The sequence below is a fragment of the Brevibacterium atlanticum genome (assembly GCF_011617245.1).
Classification (GTDB): domain Bacteria; phylum Actinomycetota; class Actinomycetes; order Actinomycetales; family Brevibacteriaceae; genus Brevibacterium; species Brevibacterium atlanticum.
On sequence record NZ_CP050152.1, the window covers coordinates 477,735 to 497,169 of the forward strand.

Genomic DNA, 19,435 nt, shown 5'->3' on the forward strand with positions numbered 1-19,435 from the left:
ATCCGTGGCGCTGACCGCGCAGAACTCAGACCACGGCCAGGGCGGCGGCCTGCCGCATGGCCTCACTCATCGATTCGGTGTCGACCGTGCCGGTGCCGGCGATGTCGAATGCGGTGCCGTGGTCGACCGAGGTGCGGATGACCGGCAGGCCGACGGTGATGTTGACTCCGGCGTCGATGCCGAGGACCTTGATCGGCCCGTGACCCTGATCGTGGTACATCGCCACGATGAGGTCGTAGTCGCCGCGGCCGGCGAGGAAGAAAGCGGTATCGGCCGACAACGGCCCCGCGGCGTCGATATCGTCGGACTGGAGCTTCCTGATCGCCGGAGCGATCTTCTCCTCCTCTTCGCCATAGCCGAAGAGGCCGTTCTCGCCGGCGTGCGGGTTGATCGCGCAGACGCCGATGTGCGGACGTTCGATCCCGGCCCGAACGAGGGCGTCGTGACCGCGGCGGACGGTGCGTTCGACGAGACCGGGCTCGATCTTCGCCACGGCATCGATGAGGCCGATGTGCGTGGTCACGTGGATGACGCGCAGCTTGGGGGAGGAGAGCATCATCGAGACCTCCTCGGTCCCGGTGAGCGAGGCGAGCATCTCGGTGTGCCCGGGGTACTTGTGCCCGGCGGAGTGCAGCGCCTCCTTGTTCAGCGGTGCGGTGCAGATTGCCTGCACCTCACCGGACATCGCCAGGTGGGCGGCTCGTTCGATGTAACGGAACGCGGCATCGCCGGCCACCGAAGAGAGTTCACCCCAGGGCAGATCGCCCGGCAGAAGATCGAGGTCGATGACGTTGATGACCCCGTCGCCCGGCTCGGCCTGAGCCGGGGAGTCGACCCGGCGGATCTCGACAACAGTGCCGAGTACCTCAGCAGCTTGTCGGAGCCTGGCGGCATCGCCGATGACGACAGGAGCGGCGACGGCGAGCACCGATGGGTCGAGGCAGGCGGCAATGCAGATCTCGGGGCCGACGCCGGCCCCGTCGCCCATGGTCACTGCGACTGTGGGAAGCGCGTTCATTGACTCTCCTTCGTGGTTCGCGACAGTGGCCGCGGCGGTCGTGTTGGGCTCACCGGTGGTCAGAGCCGCGTGGATGAGGGTAAGGGAATCGGGTCCGCCCTGGCCGCCGGGCCGGGTGACGACGGCGGCGAGGCCGACATCGTCGGCAATGCTCGCCGAGGTGGTCCCGACTGTGGACAGCACCGCCCCCGGGTGGATCTCGCGGATCGTCTCGATCCGGTGCACGCCGAGGCGGTCGAACACGGCTCGTGCCGTCTCGCCGCCGGCGGCGGCGAGGGCGACGGGGCCGAACTCCCTGAGAACACGGGTGGTGAGTTCGGCGAGGAGCTTCGGCAGCGGCCGGGGATCGACGTTCGTTCCCGTGCCGGTGAGTCGGACGACGAGGTGGCTCTCGGTCAGCGCCGAGCGCACACGTCCGACGGTCTCGTGCAGTCGGTCAGGGCTGTCGGTCCACGCGGCCACCTCGGCGGCCGGCAATTCGATCACATGGGTGTTCGAGTGGCCGAGCAGGTGCGCGACCTGGGCATCGATCCGTTCCGCGGCACTGCCGAGCAGCGTGAGGACGCGAGCGGCCGTGGGTGCGGCGACGGTGGGCTTCGGCCGATTCGTCGCCGTGCCGTCCGGCCCGGCGGGGGAGACACCGCGGCGCTCGGCCAGGTCGGTTCCGCGGCGTTCGGCCAGGGCGCGCGCGAGCGCGGAGGTGCCGACGAGGATGGCCGAGGTCGACTCGGCGAGCGCGGCGATGCGGGTGAGATCCTCCATGGTCTCGGCATCGGCGGTGATGAGGCGCTCGCCGCCGAAGTCGGCATTCGAGGCGTCGACACTGGTTTCCGAACTGACAGCGGCGTCGTTGAAGAAGTCGGCAATATCGGTACCAGGCAGCGATCGCAGTTCGTCGAGGTCGATATGGCGGGCAGGGACGGGGCACAAGTCCGAAAGCGTCTCCGGTGCGCTGCCGTCCTCGAGGCTCCAGGCGCGGGTGCTGCTCAGCCGAATTCCGTTATCGAAGGGCACTCCGCCGATGACCGTGCGGCTCTGCTGCGGAAGTGCCGGAGCGAAGATCACGGGTCCGCTCGCGTGGTCGATGGCCGCGGCGAGCGCAGCGCGGATGTTGCCGCGCAGCAGAGAATCGACCTTGATGAGCGTAGTGCGGGACGAGCCGAAGTCATCAAGCGCCGCCGAAATGCGGGCGCCGGCCGACTCGGCCGGCAGATAACGGCAGTCGAGATCGACGACGGTGTCCCGGGAATCTGTCTCGGGCGCCTCGGCGACGGATCGATCGGAATCTGCGCCAGCGTTCGCCTCGGCGATGGTGTCATCTGAGCCGGTTGCGGACTCTGTACTCGACGAGGTGAGCACGATCGGGGTGCCCGGATCGAGGGTGGCGGCGACCTCGGCGGCTCCGCTGAGATCGTCGGCGATGACCAGGACACCGGATTCGCCTGCTGACATGGCACTCCTTTGCGTCCGGTCCGGCTGAACATCTCTACACTGACATGTGTGCGCGAAATGCGCAAGTTGTTGCACGATCCACGCATAAGTGGGAAGATCGAGACATCGACGATCTGCCCCACTCAACGAGGAGACTCTCTTGACCACAGACTCGACCATCGCGCTCGACGGAGTCTCCGTCCCCTTGTCCCGGCTGGTGCTCGGCACCATGACCTTCGGTGACACCGTGTCCGAGACCGTCGCGCACGAGGTTTTCGAAGCGGCGATCGACGCGGGCATCACCGGCATCGACACAGCCAACGGCTACGCGAAGTCGACGACCGAATCGCTCATCTCGCCACTCGTGAAGAAGCATCGCGAGCAGATCGTGCTCGCGACCAAAGCCGGCATGCCCCACGACGACGCCGGTGAGCATTCACCCCTGTCGGCCGCGGGACTGCGTGCGAGCGTCGAAGGATCGCTGCGCCGCCTCGACGTCGATTCGGTCGACCTCTTCTACCTCCACCAGCCCGACCGCGCGGCGACTCTCGACGAGACGCTCGGAACTGTCGCCGAGCTCCACGCAGAAGGCAAGATCGCCGCACTCGGAATCTCGAACTTCGCCGCCTGGCAGGCCGTCGACGTGGTTGCGGCCGCCGAGCGCGCCGGAGCCCCGAAGCCTGCCGTGGCACAGAACGTCTACAGCCTGCTCGCCCGACGGATCGAGGACGAATGGCTCGAATGCGGGCGCGTGCACGGCATCGCCACGATGGCCTACAACCCGCTCGCCGGGGGACTGCTTGCCCGCCGACCTTCCACCCAGGGCACTGGCGACCGCTTCACCGGGTCGGTGCTTGCACAGATGTACTCGCAGCGGTACCTCTCCGATTCCGTCCTTGCCGCGGTCGAGTCCTTCGCCGCGGTCGCCGAGGATGCCGGAATCCCGCAGGCCGAACTCGCCTTGCGCTGGGTTGCCGGGGCCGCAGGGATCGACTCTCTGCTGCTCGGAGCCAGCCGCGTCTCGCAGCTCGAGGCGAACATCGCCGCGATCGCCAAGGGCCCGCTGCCGGCCGACGTGCTCAGCGCGATTGATGACGCGACCGCCTCGGTGCGGGGATCGCAGCCGCTCTACAACCGCTGATCCACGAATCAAGAGCTGTCGGCAGTGCCTCCGGCCCATACCTGTCTCCACTGACCTCGCAACCCTGCTCTAGCTCGGCTGCGCCAACCGTTCGAAGGGAAATCATGTCATCCATCTCAGGAATCCTCGCCGCGATCGCCACCCCGTTCGACGCGGACGAGAACCTCGTCGAGTCCGCTCTGCGCGCTCACGTCCGGCGGCAGCTCGACGCCGGTGTCCACGGGATCTTCGCGCTCGGGACGAACGGTGAGTTCTACGCTCAGACCCCGAGCGAACGCGCCGAGGCGGCCCGCATCGTCATCGACGAGGTGGCCGGGGCCGTCCCTGTCGTCATCGGCGCCGGGGGACCGACGACGAAGGAGACCGTGGCGATCGCCAAGGACGCCGCCGCTGCCGGTGCCGATGCGCTCTCGATCATCACCCCGTACTTCGCGGCCGCCTCGCAGGACGAAATCGCCGCCCATTTCCGCACCGTGGCCGAGTCCGTCGGCGTTCCGGTCATCGTCTACAACATTCCTGCGCGCACGGGGAACGCGGTAGCTCCGGCTACGCTCGAGAAGCTCGCCGAGGTCGAGAACATCACCGCGGTCAAGGACTCCTCGGGCAACTTCGACACGATCCTCCAGTACCTCGAGCGCACCGACCGGAACACGTTCGACGTCATCTCAGGCAACGACTCGCTCATCCTGTGGACGCTCCTGGCCGGCGGCGCCGGAGGGATCAGCGGCATTGCGAACATCTACCCGCAGACGATGGCCTCGATCTATGACCTCTTCGTCGCTGGCGACTCCGAGGCGGCTCGCGCCGCTCAGGACAGCATCCGCCCGATCCGGAACTGCCTCGCGCTGGGCAACCCGAACACGGTCGTCAAGCACGCGGCGAATGCGCGCGGATTCGGCCTCGGGCCCGCTCGCGCGCCGTTCAACGCTCTCTCCGCCGAGGCGAAGAGCCAGGTCGAGGCCACCGTCACCGCCGATCTCGAACGCGGACTCGCCTGAGGGTACCTCAGTTCGGACATAGCAGAGGGGCCGCACCGATCGGTGCGGCCCCTCTTTCCTATGGCAGTGGTGGAACTTCGCGAATCAGACCACCGAGAAGCGCGGTTCCTCGCCCTGCAGCACCCGGACGACGTCTTCGACGGCCCACGTGCCCATGTTTGCGTTCGCGATGTCGGAATAGGCGCCTATATGCGGGGTGGCGATGAGGTTGGGCGCGCCCAGCAGCGGATCATCGGCCGGCGGCGGCTCCGTGGCGAAGGCATCGAGAGCAGCGAAGGACAGGTGACCGCTGTGCAGCGCCTCGGCCAACGCCGCCTCGTCGACGAGCCCGCCGCGCGCCGCGTTGATGAGACCGGCACCCTGGGGCATCGTGGCGAGGAGTTCGGCGGAGAGGAGCGGCTCCTCCCCACCGGGGAGATGGAGAGTGAGGAAATCGGACCCGGCAACCACCTCGGCGAGGTTCTGGGGCTCGGCCCCCGCCTCGGCGATGGCCTCATCCGGGACGAATGGGTCGAAGGCGGCGATGCGCAGACCGAATCCTGCGGCGCGCTTCGCGACCTCCCGTCCGATGCGGCCGAAGCCGAGGATGCCGAGGCGCTTGCCGCTCAGCTGCGAACCGAAGAACACGCCCCACTCACCGGCGCGCAGAGAATCCTCGGCCGCGCGGATCCGGCGGGCACCCATGATGAGGAGGCCGAGTGTGAGGTCGGCGACGGACTCGGCATTCGCTCCGGGAGTGTTGACGACACGGACCCCGGCGGCAGCTGCGGCGTCCAGGTCGATATTGTCGACTCCGGCACCGTGTTTGGCCACGACCTTGAGCTCGGGGCGGGCGGCGAGCACCTCGGAGTCGATCCGATCGAGACCGACGATGACCGCCTCGGCGCCGGAGATCGCCTGGATGAGATCGGATCCCGACTTGGGGTGATTCTCGGTGCGGTAGTCGAGCTCGAGCCCGAGCTGCGCGGATCGCGCACTCGGCTCGGAGGAGTACCTGCCGAAGGACGGGGTGAGGACGGTGAGGCGCATCAGGCTCCGATCTCGATTCCGAAGGTTTCGAACACGGTGTAGATGCCCAGCAGTCCGATGGCCAGCGAGGCGAAGACGAGCATCACCGTGAAGAAGTGGTTGGACTTGAACTCGGTCGGCACCTCTCGGGAGCGAAGGTACCAGACGGCGATGACGACCGCGACGAGGAAGACGCCGCTGGCGACGCCGCCGATCTGAACCATGATCACCGGAGACTGGATGATGAGGTAGCTCAGTGCCCAGATGATCGGGAAGATCACGGTGAGGACCTTGATGATGCGTCCGCGAGTGAGCGTGTTCTCCCAATCGAAGACGCCGAGGATGGACACGGTGTTCGTCCACAGTCGGGGCACGCTCGCGGTTGAGGCGATGAAGGTCGAGAACAGGACCGCGAATGCGCCGATGAGGAAGATCCAGTGACCGGCCTCGCCCATCGTCGAGGAGTACATGGACGACAATGTCGTGATCATGTCGTTGCCCTCGGGGACGAGGTTCTGCGGGTGGAGGATGGCCGCACCGATGACATAGAAGGACATCGTGCACACGGTCGAGACGATCCACGACACGAGGACGTCGGTGCGCATCACAGAGATCCACCCGCGGGCACGGCGCGCACGTTCCGCGGTGCCGTCGTTGGGTCCGGTGTAGCGGGCGTAGCCCTTTTCGAGGCACCAGTAGGTGTAGGTCGTCATCTCGTCGGCGCCGACACCGGTGATGCCGAACATCGCGACTGCGAAGCCGAGAGTGCCGGCAGGGATGGCAAAGGACAGTCCGCTGATGACGTCAGCGGAGGTGTAGGCGAAGTCGGTGAAGGGCAGGGAGACGGCGAGGCCGACAGTGGAGACGGTGAAGATGATGACAGCGCCGACGGAGAATTTCTCGACGATGCTGTACTTGTTCGTCACGAGCAGGGCGATGACGACGGCCAAAGAAACCACCGTCCAGAACACGAGCGACGGTGTCGAGAGAGGCTCTCCGAAGACCGGGAGCATGATGCTCAGTGAGGCGACCGCGCCTCCGATGATGCCGCCGCGCTGGAGGACCTTTGCGAAGTCCATGAGGATCCACAGCAGGTTGATCCAGCCGGCGCGGCCGATGAGGCGCGGACCGACGTGGCCGAAGCCTTCGAGCGCGGGCTTGCCGGAGAGGATGGTCCACTGTGCGAGCTCGAGCTGGACCCAGACCTTGACGGCAGTGGAGATGATGACGAGCCAGAGGAGCACGAAACCGGCCTTGGCACCCAGCGCTGTGGTCGTGATGAGCTCGCCCGAGCCGATGACGGCCGCTGAGATGACGAGTCCCGGGCCGAGGTACTTGAGCTTGCCCGCGAAATTCGTCGGCGGCTCAAGCACGTCCTTTGGATCGAGGCGGTAAGGGTCAACGGGGGCATCGGCGCCCGCGAGCGTGTCCCGGTCGATGTTCTGCGCAGTCATACTCGGCTTCCTTGCACGAAATCGGATGAGTCCAGTTGCCAAGCCGCCGCCGAATTAGGTCGAGCGTCGAATGTGCGGCGTTCATCGTGTGCGGACGAGCGTTGCACGGTGGAGCGACCGGTCGGCGCGGCTCATGTAAGTGTGCCATCGAATGCGTGATGTGCGCAACAATGATGCATAAAACGCGCATATACTCGTGTAAGGCCAGCTGGTTGCGCCTGTTGTGAGCGAATTGCGCAGATGGTTCCGAGGAGAGCGTGCCCACGCTGGAACTCACCCGGGGAGAGATTCCTCCCCCTCACGTCCGACCGGGATAGTGCCATGATGATGACCATGGTCGGCGATACGAAGATGAACGAACTCGGAAACTTTCTCAAGACCTGCCGCGGGGAGCTGACGCCCCGCCAGGCAGGGCTGCCCGAGACCGCCGGGCCGCGCCGCGTGGCTGGGCTGCGTCGTGAGGAGGTCGCCCAACTCGCCTCGATCAGCACCGATTACTACACGCGGATCGAGCAGGGGCGGATCAAGGCCTCGGCCCCCGTCCTCGGCGCTCTGGCCGACGTTCTCAAGATGGACGACGATCAGCGCAGCTACCTCTTCAGCCTCGCAGACAAGGCTCCGATGCGCACACCTCGGCGAGGGACGCAGAAAGTGGTGCCGCAGCTGCAGAGGGTGCTCGACGACCTCACGACGACCCCAGCGATCGTCATGGGTCGGCGCATGGACATCCTCGCCTGGAACGATCTCGCCGCAGCCATGATGGTCGACTTCGGCGCGATTCCGGCAGCCAAACGCAACTATGTGCGCCTCCTCTTCACCGACCCCGTGATGCGCACGCTCTACGCCGACTGGAACACCGTGGCACAGACCGCCGTCGCCCAACTGCGCATGGAGGCCGCGAAATTCCCCGAGGACCCGGCGCTGACCTCCCTGGTGGGGGAGCTGTCGGTGCAGGACCCGCAGTTCGCCAAGTGGTGGGCCGGACGGTCGGTCAAGAGCCTCACCACCGGAACGAAGACACTCAACCACGAAACGGCCGGGGAGCTCGTCCTCGACTGGGACACACTCGTCGAGGCGCACGATTCCGAACAGCAGCTCATCGTCTGGACCGCGGCCGCGGACAGCCCCACCGGCGAAGCACTGCGATTCCTCGCCGCATGGGCGATCGGCAGGAAAGAGCCCGGCGCAAGGACTGCAGAGGGGGAGAAGAACATCCCAGGATGATTTCCTCCTCTGGTCCCCCTGCCCGACGAGGACGAGGATGGAACTCGCAAGCCACCACCCGTACGAGGAGAGCAGCCATGAGCAACCCAGGATTCGATCAGATGTTCCCCACAGGGGACGCCAACGACGCGTTCGCACAGTACTTCATCGGGCAGAGCTATCTGGCCCCACTCACCGACGGTGCCGTGCCCGTGAGCAATGTGACCTTCGAACCCGCATGCCGCAACAACTGGCACATCCACCATGGTGAGAACGGAGGCGGCGACCAGGTCCTGCTGTGCACAGCCGGCTCCGGCTGGTACCAGGCCGAGGGCGACGACCCGATCAGCATGACCCCCGGCACTGCCATCCGAGTCCCTGCCGGGACGAAGCACTGGCACGGCGCGAAGTCCGATTCGTGGTTCAGCCATCTGGCCTTCATCACACCCGGAGACGGCGTCAGCAACGAATGGCTCGAACCCGTCGACGATGACACCTACAACACCCTCGAGATGAAGTGAGGACACCGCATGACGATTCTCAATGACACCCTGACACTGTCCAACGAAGTAGCCATTCCCCGACTCGGCCTGGGCACCTGGTTCATCGACGACGACCAAGCCGCGCAGGCCGTACGTGACGCGATCGAGGTCGGATACCGCAACATCGACACCGCCCAGGCCTACGGCAACGAACGCGGAGTCGGAGAAGGAGTGCGCACCAGCGGCATTGCGCGCGACGACCTGTTCGTCTCGACCAAGCTCGCGGCTGAGATCAAGGACTACGAAGCCGCCGTGGCCGCGATCGACGAATCACTGTCGACAATCGGCCTCGACTACATCGACCTCATGCTCATCCACGCTCCGCAGCCCTGGGACGACTTTCGCGAAGGCGACTACGCCGAAGGCAACCGCCAGGCGTGGAAGGCCCTCGAAGAGGCCCACCGAGCAGGCAGGATCCGAGCGATCGGAGTCTCGAACTTTCTCATAGGCGATCTCGATGACCTCATCGAGCACGCCTCCGTGGCCCCGCACGTCAACCAGATCCTCGCTCACGTCGGCAACACCCCGTCCGAACTCATCGCTCACTGCCGAGAGCACGGCATCGTTGTCGAGGCCTATTCTCCGATCGCCCACGGCGCGGTCCTCGACAGCCCCGACATCACTGCCATGGCGGACCGCTACGGCGTGAGCGTGCCGCAGCTGTGCATCCGATACACCCTCCAGCTCGGCGCCGTGTCACTGCCGAAGACCGCGAACCCCGACCACATGCGATCGAACGCGGATGTCGACTTCGTCATCTCCGACCACGACATGGAGACCCTGCGCGGTCTCGGGCAGGTCGACTACGGCGAATTCGCCGCCTTCCCTGTCTTCAGCGGCAAGTGAGCGAGTGGCGTCTGGGTCGAAAGGGCGGCCGCCACAAGCAGCGACACCGCGAGAGAGAATGAAGGAGAAGAGATGACTGAGAGCGCGAACGATTCGACGACGGGCTGGACCGGCGGCCAGAAGGCATTCGGTGACTTCGCCCCGGGCATGGTCCACTACACGGATCGAATCCTCTTCGACGAAGTGTGGGAACGCGAGGGCCTGAGCAAACGCGACCGAAGCATGATCACCGTCGCCGCGCTCGTGGCGACCGGGAAGATGGACCAACTCGCCTTCCACCTCGACTTCGCCCGACAGAACGGCTGCACCGAGGACGAACTCAAGGAGGCCATCACCCAGCTGGCCTTCTACGCCGGCTGGCCCAACGGGATGGGAGCCATGTCAGTGGCGAAGCAGGTCTTCGCCGGCGAGTGATGAATTGCGACCGACGTTGAGGTCCGCTCAACGTCACTGACGCCCTACCTCGGCGATGGGAATGATTCCCCGCCGAGGTGGCTGTTCACTTCCGCTCGAGATCCTCGAGTTCGGGGTAGATCGTCTCCTTCGGAGCAACCCCGTGATTGCGGATGAGCACGTAGTAGAGCACGAAGGTGACCGCGATGCCGACGAGCCACGAGATGTCCGCGCCGCCGAGCTTCGCGACCAGCGGGCCGGTGTAGAACGACTGCGCGAGGAACGGGATCTGGACGATCACGCCGACGCCGTAGGCGACGAGCGCTCGCCAGTTCCATGCGCCGTAGCGGCCGGCCCGGTCGTAGAAGGCGGGGATGTCGAAGCGGTCCTTCGAGATCAGGTAGTAGTCGGTGAGGTTGATGACCGACCACGGGGTGAAGACCATGAGCAGCGCGAGAACGAAGTTCTTGAAGTTCGCGAGGAAGTCCGCCGAGGCGAGCAGCGCGACGAGCACCGTGAGCGTGACGATGCCGATGACGAAGACCGCGCGCGTCCAGCGGCGAATCGTCGCCTTATTGCCGAACGAGGTGAGGATCGTCAGCGTGCACATGAACGCCCCGTAGGCGTTGAGCGTGTTGACGGTCAGTTTGCCCAGCAGGATGACGATGAAGATGAGCAGGGCGAACACTCCGCCGCCGACGATGTCGCCGACATAGCCGACCTGGTTCTCGACGAACTCATTGCCGGACTCGGTCATGGCGGCCGCGCCGATGAGCGCACCCAGCGTCATCGACCACTGCGAGCCGATGACCGATCCGCCGAACGTGAACCAGAAGGTCTTCGACGACGGGGTCGAGCGCGGCAGGTAGCGCGAGTAGTCGGCGACATAGGGGCCGTACGTCAGCTGCCAGCCCACCGACAGTGCGATCGCCGAGAGGAACGCGGGGAACGCGAACGACGAGTGCGAGATCAGCCCGGGCACGTCGACCTTCGTGAGCGCGCAGTAGGTGATGAAGAGGAACCCGAGCAGGCCCGTCACCGAGGAGATCCGTCCGAGGACGTGGATGTACCTGTACCCGAGCAGTGCCACCAGGGCGGTGAGGGCACCGAAGATGACGATGCCCACGGCCGGGGTATTCACGCCGATGATGAGGTTGACGGCCTGGCCGGAGAGGACTGCTCCGGTCGAGGCGAAGCCGATGTACATGAGGACGACGAGCACGAGTGGGATGATCGCCCCGATGATGCCGAACTGGGCACGCGAGGAGATCATCTGCGGCAGCCCGAGCTGCGGACCCTGCGCCGAGTGGAGGGCCATGACGATGCCGCCGATGACGTTGCCGATGAGCAGGCCGATGATCGCCCACAGGGCATCGGCGCCGAACACGACGGCCAGGGCGCCGTCGACGATCGCCGTGATCTGTGTGTTGGCCCCGAACCACAAGGTGAACTGTGAGCGGGGCGTTCCGTGGCGCTCGGCGTCGGGGACCATTTCGATCGACCGTTTCTCGATCCCCGAACTCGTTGCGTTCGCCATGGCTGTCTCCTTCGGACTGATGAATCTGGTTCAGTGTGACACCACGGGCAGGCTCATACGAGTCTTGAGTCACACAAACCGTCCGAGATCTCGGAATGATTCGCTGCGGTGGCTGACGGAACGATGGTAGACCGCGAAAGATGTCGGCGATGTTTCGCCGCTGTTGCCGCGTCGCATTCAGGTGATGTCGACGGTCTCCCGGTCTCCCTGCCGGGCTCCGACTCGGGACGCGGTGAGGCAGATGGCGGCGATGACCCCGCTGGCGAGCATGATGATCGTCATCGGCAGTGCGGTCGTCTCGCCGCCGAGTCCGACGAGGGCTCCGGCGATGCCGGCGAGGGTGAACTGTCCGAGGCCCAGTAGTGAGGAGGCGAGTCCGGTCGCCCGCGGCGATACCGCAGACATCGCCATCGCGCTGACATTGCCGAGTACCATGCCCAGCGGTGCCACGGCCATGAAGAGCGGAATCATCAGCGGCCAGGACTCCACACCCGCGGCGGCGCAGACGAGAGTGGCCACGGTGCCGACGAGGCTGATCCCCAGCCCGATTCCGGCCAATCTGGTGAGCGAATAGCGCGTGCTCAGTCGGTTCGAGGAGATGGTGGCCACTGACATGCCGATCGCATTGAGGGCGAAGGCGAGCCCGTAGCTGATCTCGTCCATTCCGATGATGGTTTGGTAGACGAACGGGGAGGCCGAGATATAGGACATGAGGACGCCCATTGTGAACGCGAAAGCGACTGTCGTGCCGATGTACGGGCGGGAGAGCAGTGACCGCCACGATCCGGGCTGCCGATCGCTGTGTCGTCTCTCGCGTTCCTGTGTCGGCAGGGTCTCTCGAAGTACGCACACGGCGGCGAGGAGTGAGATGGCGGCGATACCGAAGATGACCCACAGGATCCCGCGCCAACCGAGCGGATCGACGAGCAGACTGCCGGCCAGCGGTGCGACGATCGGTGCGATTCCGGTCATCGCCATCATGATGTTCAGGGCCCGGGCTGCCTCGGTGCCCGACTGTCGGTCGAGAATCATGGCTCGTCCGATGACCATGCCCGATGATCCGCCGATGCCCTGGAGGAAACGGGCGAGGACGAGGATCGTGATCGACGGCGCGATCGCGGCGACGATGCTGGCCAGCACGTAGACGCCGAGCCCCACCAGTAGAGGCCGCATGCGTCCGGCGCGATCCGACCACGGTCCGAACAGGACCTGTCCGGCACCGGCCCCGACGAGGAACGTCGTCAGCGACAGCTGCACTCCGGTCGCCGAGGTGGCGAGATCCTCAGCCATCGTCGGGAAGGCCGAGAGGTAGAGGTCGGTGCTCAGCGGGGCGGCCGCGGCCAGCAGGCCGAGGGTGATGAGCATTGCGGGTGTGACTCGGGAGGAGCGTTCTGGCATGCGAATCCGTTCGAGAAGTGGGAGGCGATGTGGCGGCGATCGGGCGTGGGCGGGCCCCGGCGTCACTGGTAATTACTTATATAACTATAACTAATTGTGTAGACTGGTCAAATGACCGCCTCACCTCGCGAACCGCTCATCGACCTCATCGAGTCCGCGCTGCACATCACCAGGGGCCTGGAGACGCGGAAGTTCGACGACTCCCGCATCGTCGAACTCACTCCCGTCGAACGCCTCGTCATCCAGTACCTCGAGCGGACTCCGGGTGCCTCACTCCACGACGTGGCGGACGGGGTGAACCTTCAGGTGAGCAACGCCAGTGCTGCGATCAAACGCCTCGTCGACGTCGGACTCGTCGAACGCGAACGCGACCCCGAGGACGGGCGCCGCATGATCCTCACGCTCACCCGCAAGGCCGCCGAGAACCTCAGTCGTGTCCACGAGGAGTGGCGTGGAGTGATCGACGGCGCCGACCTCAACGAGGCAGACGTGGAGACCGCCGTCCGCGTGCTCCGAACCATCGACAGTTGGATCGCCGCGAACCGACGCGGGAGGCCGTGAACCCGCCGCAGTCGAACGTGTCATCCGGCCACCTCGGTGGCGGTGTGAGCCTCAAAGCGACCGGCGGTGGTCAGCGCACGGTCGGCAGGACCGCCTCGGCGACTTCGAGCACGGTGTCGAGCGCAGCATCCTGATGGTCGCTGCGGTAGGCGAGATGGACGTGGATGCTCTCGTCCGGCACATCGAGCGGCACAACGGTGATCCGCGGATCATCGCCGGCGGCCACGGAATCGACAGTGATCGTGATCCCCATGCCGGCGGAGACGAGGGCGGAGATCGACTGGGAGTCGGGAGCCTCCTGGACGATCCGCGGGCTGAAGCCGGCGTCGAGGCACAGGCGCATCGCCGTCTCGCGCAGATTTGAGCTCGGTCGAGCGGGGAAGAGGACGAACGGCTCATCGGCCAGCTCCTCCACACGGATCTTCTTGCGAGCGGCGAGACGGTGCGTGGTCGGCATCGCCGCACAGGGGTGCTCGACCGCGACTGGGCGACCGGCGATGTGCGGCGGGCGCTGGCGCCAGCGGACCAGCGCGAGGTCGAGGCTGCCGTCCATGATCCGCTCGAGCCCTTCTTCGGAATAGACGCTCGACTCGAGTTGGAAGGCGATCCCCGGGTTGCGGTCGTGCGAAGCGGTGACGAGGGCGGCGGCGAGGTGTCGCGAAGACGGTTGGGAGTAGCCGAGGCGGACGCGTCCGACCTCTCCGCTGGAAGAGCGGCGGACCGACTCGACCGCGACCTGCTGGGTTGCGAGCATGTGCTTGGCCGGTTCGAGCAGTGCTTTGCCGGCAGGGGAGAGGCTGACCGTGCGTGTCGTGCGCTGGAACAACGAGGCGCCGAGTTCGGTCTCCAGGGTGCGGATCGTGCGACTCAGCGGGGGCTGCGCCATGCCGAGGCGTTCGGCGGCGCGACCGAAGTGGAGCTCCTCGGCGACGGCGACGAAGGCTCGGATCTGCTGCAGCTCCATGGATGATCTCCCCGGTCGATGAACTGTTGATGCTCAATTATTGCGCAGACTGACAATAATTCGAGAGTTCTGTTTTAGAAGCGATCCTTAACTGCCAAATCGGGTTCGCGGTGGTGCTCGACAATATCCGTCGAGGGCCTTCATGACCTGCCCTTTTGGGCGACAAAATTGGGCGGCGTGCGGGCGCCCCTGACAGCACGACACGGGTGCGATAACGTCTGCAGTGACAATCTCTCCTGACGGAACCTCACTCGCTGAGCCGGCCTCCGTTCAGTCGAGGCACGGAAGTCCATTTACGAAGATCACGAGGAGCGGCAGATGACGGTGGAACGAGGACTCGGCAGGCACCTCCGATGGATTGTTCCACTCCTGCTCATCCCGCTGTCGATTGTCATCTTCGGAATGATCGCTCTGATGGCGCTGCCGAGTTCTGACGGGCCAGGCCTGGCGTGGCTGGTCGTCGTCGCTGGTCTCTGCACAGCAGTGGCCCCGATCGTGTTCATGATCCTGACGATCACAGGTGCGCAGAAGACCTATCGGATGAGCGCACTGTACGGGCGCAAAGTGCAGAAGCGCAACGAAATACAGGCTCGCAGAATGGAGCAGCAGATCGTCGCCGAAGGGGGGCCGCGTTGTGACTTCGAGGCGCGAACGATCGCGAGGGTGCAGGCCACTCACTGGTGTGAAACCCTGCTGCGCGGTGAAGCGCTTTCGGCCTCAGAGAACTTCAACATCAACCTGGAACCGGGTGAGTCACTTGTTGATCAGTATCGGGCCAAATATGCACGCTTCTACGGCCAGGACGTCACCTATCGGACCGCCGGCACCATCGCCATGGGCAGCCCGCTCTTCGTTATCGGCGCGATGATCGGATCGTCGGTCGGAAACGCGAATGCCCGTGCCCAGGCGCAGCGTCAGGCGGCCGCGCAATGGCGAGAGATTCAGTATGTCGATGTGCTCGTCACCGATCGCAGGCTGATCATTCCGGTTGGCGGACGCATGTTGTCGTTCTATTACAACGCCTTGGCTGCGTTCTACCCTGATCTGGACGCGATGACCCTTACGTTGGACTTTGGTGATAATACTGAGCCTTTGCAGCTCTTTTCGCCGAACATCGCGGCGACATCAGTCCTCATAGTCCGTCAACTCAAGGGCGCCGACGGACTGCGGAATCACCCTGCTATCAAATCAATCAGCGATCGTGCGGTCACTGCTTGAGTCGGTTAAGTGTGGGAGGCGCGGAATACTGCATCAAGAGTCAGCCCAGATAAGAAGGCCCATCAGTTCCGAACGACGCATCATGTCCGAGATTTCGGACAGAACTTGATCCGGGCCACTTTCACAATCCTCGTCAAGCGACAGAATGGAACGTGTAGTCGGAGACGACAGCGCGACGACCAGCAGGCTCGCGCACCGTTTCAGCCATGCGGACGATTCCGCTCCATCGGACACGGGTCCGGTGAAGCAGCGATCGGCCGCGACGATGAGGAGAGCCCCATGTCCACGAAGCCCACCTTTACCCAGCACGACCCGAGCAGGGTCATCCGCGCCGACCGCGGAACCGAGATCACCGCGAAGTCCTGGCAGACCGAAGCACCCAAGCGGATGCTCATGAATAACCTCGACCCCGAGGTCGCCGAACGTCCCGAGGACCTCGTCGTCTACGGCGGCACCGGCCGCGCGGCCCGCTCCTGGGAAGCCTATGACGCGATCGTGCGCACCCTCGACGACCTCGAGGACGATGAGACCCTCCTCATCCAGTCCGGCAAACCCGTCGGCGTCATGCGCACCCACGAATGGGCCCCGCGCGTGCTCATTGCGAACTCCAACCTCGTCGGCGACTGGGCCAACTGGGAGCACTTCCGCGAACTCGAGGCCGAGGGCCTGATGATGTACGGCCAGATGACCGCCGGCTCCTGGATCTACATCGCCACCCAGGGCATCCTCCAGGGCACCTACGAGACCTTCGGTGCGATCGCCCGCAAGCGCTTCGACGGCACCCTGGCCGGCACCTTGACCATCACCGCCGGCTGCGGCGGCATGGGTGGGGCCCAGCCCCTGTCCGTGACCCTCAACGGCGGTGCCTGTCTCATCATCGACGTCGACAAGACCCGCCTCGATCGCCGCAAGTCCAAGCGCTACCTCGATGAGGTGGAGACCGATCTCGACACCGCCCTGGCGAAGGTCATCGAGGCCAAGAAGAACAAGCAGGCGCTGTCCGTCGGACTCGTCGGCAATGCCGCCGAGATCCTCCCCCTCATCCTCGACCGCCCTGAGGCGGCCGAGGTCGATATCGTCACCGACCAGACCTCGGCGCACGACCCGCTGTCCTACCTGCCCGTCGGCGTGAGCGTCGACGACTGGCACGACGAGGCCGAGCAGGATGCGGAAAAGTTCACCATCCGCGCCGAAGAGTCGATGGCCAAGCATGTGCGAGCCATGGTCGAGTTCCAGGACCGCGGCGCCGAAGTCTTCGACTACGGCAACTCGATCCGCGACGAAGCCCGCAAGGCCGGCTACGACCGTGCCTTCGAATTCCCCGGCTTCGTCCCCGCCTACATCCGACCCCTCTTCTGCGAAGGCCTCGGACCCTTCCGCTGGGTCGCCCTGTCCGGTGACCCGAAGGACATCGAAGTCACCGATCAGGCACTGAAGGAGCTCTTCCCCGAGAACGAGCACCTCCACACCTGGCTTGATGCCGCCCATGAGTACGTCGAGTTCGAAGGCCTGCCGGCCCGCATCTGCTGGCTCGGCTACAAGGAACGCCACCGGGCGGGCCTGCTGTTCAACCAGCTCGTCGCCGAAGGCAAGGTCTCGGCCCCGATCGTCATCGGCCGTGACCACCTCGACTCCGGTTCGGTCGCCAGCCCCTACCGCGAGACCGAATCCATGTGTGATGGCACAGACGCCGTGGCAGACTGGCCGCTGCTCAACGCCCTGGTCAACACCTCCTCGGGTGCCACCTGGGTGTCCATCCACCACGGTGGTGGCGTCGGCATCGGCCGATCCATCCACGCCGGACAGGTCTCCGTGGCCGACGGCACCGAACTGGCCGCGAAGAAGCTCGCCCGCCTGCTCACCAACGACCCGGGCATGGGAGTCATCCGTCACGTCGACGCCGGTTACGACCGCGCCGCCGAGGTAGCCGCCGAACGCGGTCAGCGCGTGCCGATGGTCCCCGAGCTCGACAAGCGCGACGAGGAGTCCGCCGCGCAGTAACGCGCTCTGCGGTGCGGATCACGGCGACACACGGAGTGGTTGCTGAGGGGTACGCACACAGTCGGGCAGCGCAGTCATCAAGTCTGTGCTGCCCGACTCTGTGTGTGCTCGAAACCTTTCGAGCCGACATCGGCCGCGGCTGTCACGGACCTTTGACCCACTTTTCTCTGAGTTACTCACATTCTTCGGTGAGTATCTCGGAGGAAGGTGAGCCGAAAGAGGAAGCCGCACAACAGATAAGGCTCCGCCCGAGTCCTACTCGCCGAGGAAGAGGTGCCGAGTGTCCGAAATATCGGACGAATCTCGTGCTGGACCGTTCTCTGTCGTCTCCGAGCGGTCCATACTGGGGGTGGACCACACTCGATCGGAAAGGGCCGACCGTCATGCAGCTATTCACCGGGATCAGCGAATTGGTCGTCAACGACCTCGACCGCCTCGGCGAACTCGACGTCATCACCGACGCCGCACTGCTCGTCGACGGCGGCCGAGTCATCTGGTCGGGGCCGTCCGCCCAGGCGGACACGGCCGTGCAGAACCACCTCGGCGATGCGACCGCGCACGGCGTCAACGACGATGACATCGTCAACGGGGAAGTCACCTCGACGAACGAACTGGGCGGACTCGAGACCATCGACCTCGGCGGGAAAGGCGTCATCCCCGGCTTCGTCGACAGCCACAACCACCTCATCTTCGCCGGCGACCGATCCGAGGAATTCGCCGCTCGCATGGCCGGACAGAAGTATTCGGCCGGGGGCATCGCCACGACCGTGGCCGCCACCCGCGCCGCCACCGAAGCCGAGCTCGAGGCCAACCTCGTCCACCTCCTCGAGCAGGCCCGGCGGCAGGGCACGACGACCTTCGAGATCAAGACCGGGTACGGCCTCACACTCGACGACGAGATCCAGGCGCTGGAGATCATCAACCGGCATACAGATGAGTCGACGCTCATCGCCGCCCACGTCGTCCCGCCCGAATACAAAGAGGACCCGGAGGTCTACGTCGACCTCGTCATCGACGAGATCATCCCGGCCGCCGCCGGCAAGGCGAAGTGGATCGACGTGTTCTGCGAGACCGGTGCCTTCACCGAAGACCAGACCCGGCGCATCATCGATGCCGGCAAGGCCGCGGGCATGATTCCGCGCCTGCATGCGAACCAGTTGACCGAAGGCGGGGCACTCAAGCTCGGCGCGGAACTCGGCTGCGCCTCCGTCGACCACGCGACCTTCGCCTCCGATGAGGACCTGAAAATCCTCGCCGAGGCGGGAACTGTCGTCACGCTGCTGCCGAGCATCGAATTCTCCACCCGTCAGCCCTACCCCGATGCCCGCCGCTACGTCGACGCCGGCGTCCGCTTGGCCATCGCCACCGACTGCAACCCGGGCTCCGGGTTCTCCAACAGCGTGCCCTTCGCTATCGCCATCGGCGTGCGCGACATGCACTTCACCGTCGACCAGGCCGTGTGGGCGGCCACCGCAGGAGGCGCCAACGCCCTCCAGCGCACCGACATCGGCCACCTCGGTGCCGGCGCCCGAGCGGACCTCGTCGTCCTCGACGCCCCCAGCTTCCGGCACCTGGCCTACCGGCCCGGCGTCCAACTGGTCGAACGCGTCTACTGCGGCGGCGAGCTCATCGCCGACAACCGACCCCGCGACTGATTGCCCGCGCACGAACACGATGAGCCGGTCACGAGGGACCAGCTCGGTGCCGGTCCAACCGCTCAGA

At 65.4% G+C, this 19,435-nt stretch carries 16 protein-coding genes; 10 read left to right on the top strand and 6 right to left on the bottom strand.

The genetic code is table 11. The features are described 5' to 3' along the window. Window positions 1-25 precede the first annotated feature (25 nt). The gene (gene pdxA, locus GUY23_RS02115; RefSeq protein ID WP_166969314.1) at window positions 26-2,470 is read right to left on the bottom strand and encodes a 4-hydroxythreonine-4-phosphate dehydrogenase PdxA; all 2,445 of its coding nucleotides are present in this window, start codon (window positions 2,468-2,470) and stop codon (window positions 26-28) included. A 139-nt stretch (window positions 2,471-2,609) separates the two neighbouring features. Between pdxA and GUY23_RS02120 the strand changes: the two genes are divergently transcribed. Continuing rightward, window positions 2,610-3,590, top strand: a complete 981-nt coding sequence (locus GUY23_RS02120; RefSeq protein ID WP_228282660.1) for an aldo/keto reductase — start codon at window positions 2,610-2,612, stop codon at window positions 3,588-3,590. A 104-nt stretch (window positions 3,591-3,694) separates the two neighbouring features. Then, on the top strand, window positions 3,695-4,588 hold the full coding sequence (locus GUY23_RS02125; RefSeq protein WP_166969316.1) for a dihydrodipicolinate synthase family protein: 894 nt from the start codon (window positions 3,695-3,697) through the stop codon (window positions 4,586-4,588). A gap of 84 nt (window positions 4,589-4,672) precedes the next feature. On the opposite strand, the gene GUY23_RS02130 is transcribed toward GUY23_RS02125, so the two are convergent. Together GUY23_RS02130 and GUY23_RS02135 are read right to left on the bottom strand one after the other, a co-directional pair. After that, window positions 4,673-5,617 (bottom strand): phosphoglycerate dehydrogenase, encoded by a 945-nt coding sequence (locus GUY23_RS02130; RefSeq protein ID WP_166969318.1) that lies wholly within the window; start codon window positions 5,615-5,617, stop codon window positions 4,673-4,675. Next, window positions 5,617-7,050, bottom strand: a complete 1,434-nt coding sequence (locus GUY23_RS02135) for an Nramp family divalent metal transporter (RefSeq protein ID WP_166969320.1) — start codon at window positions 7,048-7,050, stop codon at window positions 5,617-5,619. Before GUY23_RS02135 ends, GUY23_RS02130 begins: the two co-directional genes overlap by 1 nt. A 321-nt stretch (window positions 7,051-7,371) precedes the next feature. On the opposite strand from GUY23_RS02135, the gene GUY23_RS02140 reads away from it, so the two are divergent. The 4 genes from GUY23_RS02140 to GUY23_RS02155 all read left to right on the top strand — a co-directional run bounded on the left by GUY23_RS02140 (window position 7,372) and on the right by GUY23_RS02155 (window position 10,055). After that, entirely contained in the window at window positions 7,372-8,274 is a 903-nt protein-coding gene (locus tag GUY23_RS02140) for a helix-turn-helix domain-containing protein (RefSeq protein WP_228282661.1), read from the top strand. Between the two features lie 77 nt (window positions 8,275-8,351). Next, on the top strand, window positions 8,352-8,774 hold the full coding sequence (locus GUY23_RS02145) for a cupin domain-containing protein (RefSeq protein WP_166969322.1): 423 nt from the start codon (window positions 8,352-8,354) through the stop codon (window positions 8,772-8,774). Between the two features lie 9 nt (window positions 8,775-8,783). Continuing rightward, window positions 8,784-9,641 (top strand): aldo/keto reductase, encoded by an 858-nt coding sequence (locus tag GUY23_RS02150; protein ID WP_166969324.1) that lies wholly within the window; start codon window positions 8,784-8,786, stop codon window positions 9,639-9,641. A 72-nt stretch (window positions 9,642-9,713) separates the two neighbouring features. After that, complete coding sequence (locus tag GUY23_RS02155) at window positions 9,714-10,055, top strand: carboxymuconolactone decarboxylase family protein (protein WP_166969326.1); 342 nt, start codon at window positions 9,714-9,716, stop codon at window positions 10,053-10,055. Window positions 10,056-10,140: 85 nt separating this feature from the next. Here the strand turns inward: GUY23_RS02155 and GUY23_RS02160 are convergent, their stop codons facing one another. Next, window positions 10,141-11,571 carry a purine-cytosine permease family protein gene (locus GUY23_RS02160; RefSeq protein ID WP_166969328.1) on the bottom strand — a complete coding sequence of 477 codons (1,431 nt, stop codon included), beginning with the start codon at window positions 11,569-11,571 and terminating at the stop codon, window positions 10,141-10,143. 177 nt (window positions 11,572-11,748) lie between these two features. After that, window positions 11,749-12,969 carry a multidrug effflux MFS transporter gene (locus GUY23_RS02165; RefSeq protein ID WP_166969330.1) on the bottom strand — a complete coding sequence of 407 codons (1,221 nt, stop codon included), beginning with the start codon at window positions 12,967-12,969 and terminating at the stop codon, window positions 11,749-11,751. 111 nt (window positions 12,970-13,080) lie between these two features. Here GUY23_RS02165 and GUY23_RS02170 point away from each other — a divergent pair, with 111 nt between their 5' ends. After that, on the top strand, window positions 13,081-13,530 hold the full coding sequence (locus GUY23_RS02170) for a MarR family winged helix-turn-helix transcriptional regulator (protein WP_166969332.1): 450 nt from the start codon (window positions 13,081-13,083) through the stop codon (window positions 13,528-13,530). A gap of 70 nt (window positions 13,531-13,600) precedes the next feature. Here the strand turns inward: GUY23_RS02170 and GUY23_RS02175 are convergent, their stop codons facing one another. Further along, a complete protein-coding gene (locus GUY23_RS02175; RefSeq protein ID WP_166969334.1) occupies window positions 13,601-14,494 on the bottom strand; it encodes a LysR family transcriptional regulator in 894 nt (297 codons plus the stop codon). Window positions 14,495-14,812: 318 nt separating this feature from the next. On the opposite strand from GUY23_RS02175, the gene GUY23_RS02180 reads away from it, so the two are divergent. The 3 genes from GUY23_RS02180 (at window position 14,813) to hutI (ending at window position 19,368) form a co-directional block, all read left to right on the top strand. Continuing rightward, window positions 14,813-15,712 carry a hypothetical protein gene (locus GUY23_RS02180; protein ID WP_166969336.1) on the top strand — a complete coding sequence of 300 codons (900 nt, stop codon included), beginning with the start codon at window positions 14,813-14,815 and terminating at the stop codon, window positions 15,710-15,712. Between the two features lie 279 nt (window positions 15,713-15,991). Further along, window positions 15,992-17,713, top strand: a complete 1,722-nt coding sequence (hutU, locus tag GUY23_RS02185) for a urocanate hydratase (protein WP_166969338.1) — start codon at window positions 15,992-15,994, stop codon at window positions 17,711-17,713. Window positions 17,714-18,096: 383 nt separating this feature from the next. Continuing rightward, window positions 18,097-19,368, top strand: a complete 1,272-nt coding sequence (gene hutI / locus GUY23_RS02190; RefSeq protein ID WP_208085444.1) for an imidazolonepropionase — start codon at window positions 18,097-18,099, stop codon at window positions 19,366-19,368. Window positions 19,369-19,435 lie beyond the last annotated feature (67 nt).

Coding starts and splice junctions, on each gene's coding strand:
- GUY23_RS02165 (WP_166969330.1), bottom strand. CDS start 12,969: ATGCCAGAACGCTCCTCCCGAGTCACACCCGCAATGCTCATCACCCTC.
- GUY23_RS02155 (WP_166969326.1), top strand. CDS start 9,714: ATGACTGAGAGCGCGAACGATTCGACGACGGGCTGGACCGGCGGCCAG.
- GUY23_RS02175 (WP_166969334.1), bottom strand. CDS start 14,494: ATGGAGCTGCAGCAGATCCGAGCCTTCGTCGCCGTCGCCGAGGAGCTC.
- GUY23_RS02125 (WP_166969316.1), top strand. CDS start 3,695: ATGTCATCCATCTCAGGAATCCTCGCCGCGATCGCCACCCCGTTCGAC.
- hutI (WP_208085444.1), top strand. CDS start 18,097: ATGCAGCTATTCACCGGGATCAGCGAATTGGTCGTCAACGACCTCGAC.
- GUY23_RS02170 (WP_166969332.1), top strand. CDS start 13,081: ATGACCGCCTCACCTCGCGAACCGCTCATCGACCTCATCGAGTCCGCG.
- GUY23_RS02140 (WP_228282661.1), top strand. CDS start 7,372: ATGATGATGACCATGGTCGGCGATACGAAGATGAACGAACTCGGAAAC.
- GUY23_RS02150 (WP_166969324.1), top strand. CDS start 8,784: ATGACGATTCTCAATGACACCCTGACACTGTCCAACGAAGTAGCCATT.
- GUY23_RS02135 (WP_166969320.1), bottom strand. CDS start 7,050: ATGACTGCGCAGAACATCGACCGGGACACGCTCGCGGGCGCCGATGCC.
- hutU (WP_166969338.1), top strand. CDS start 15,992: ATGTCCACGAAGCCCACCTTTACCCAGCACGACCCGAGCAGGGTCATC.
- pdxA (WP_166969314.1), bottom strand. CDS start 2,470: ATGTCAGCAGGCGAATCCGGTGTCCTGGTCATCGCCGACGATCTCAGC.
- GUY23_RS02160 (WP_166969328.1), bottom strand. CDS start 11,571: ATGGCGAACGCAACGAGTTCGGGGATCGAGAAACGGTCGATCGAAATG.
- GUY23_RS02145 (WP_166969322.1), top strand. CDS start 8,352: ATGAGCAACCCAGGATTCGATCAGATGTTCCCCACAGGGGACGCCAAC.
- GUY23_RS02130 (WP_166969318.1), bottom strand. CDS start 5,617: ATGCGCCTCACCGTCCTCACCCCGTCCTTCGGCAGGTACTCCTCCGAG.
- GUY23_RS02180 (WP_166969336.1), top strand. CDS start 14,813: ATGACGGTGGAACGAGGACTCGGCAGGCACCTCCGATGGATTGTTCCA.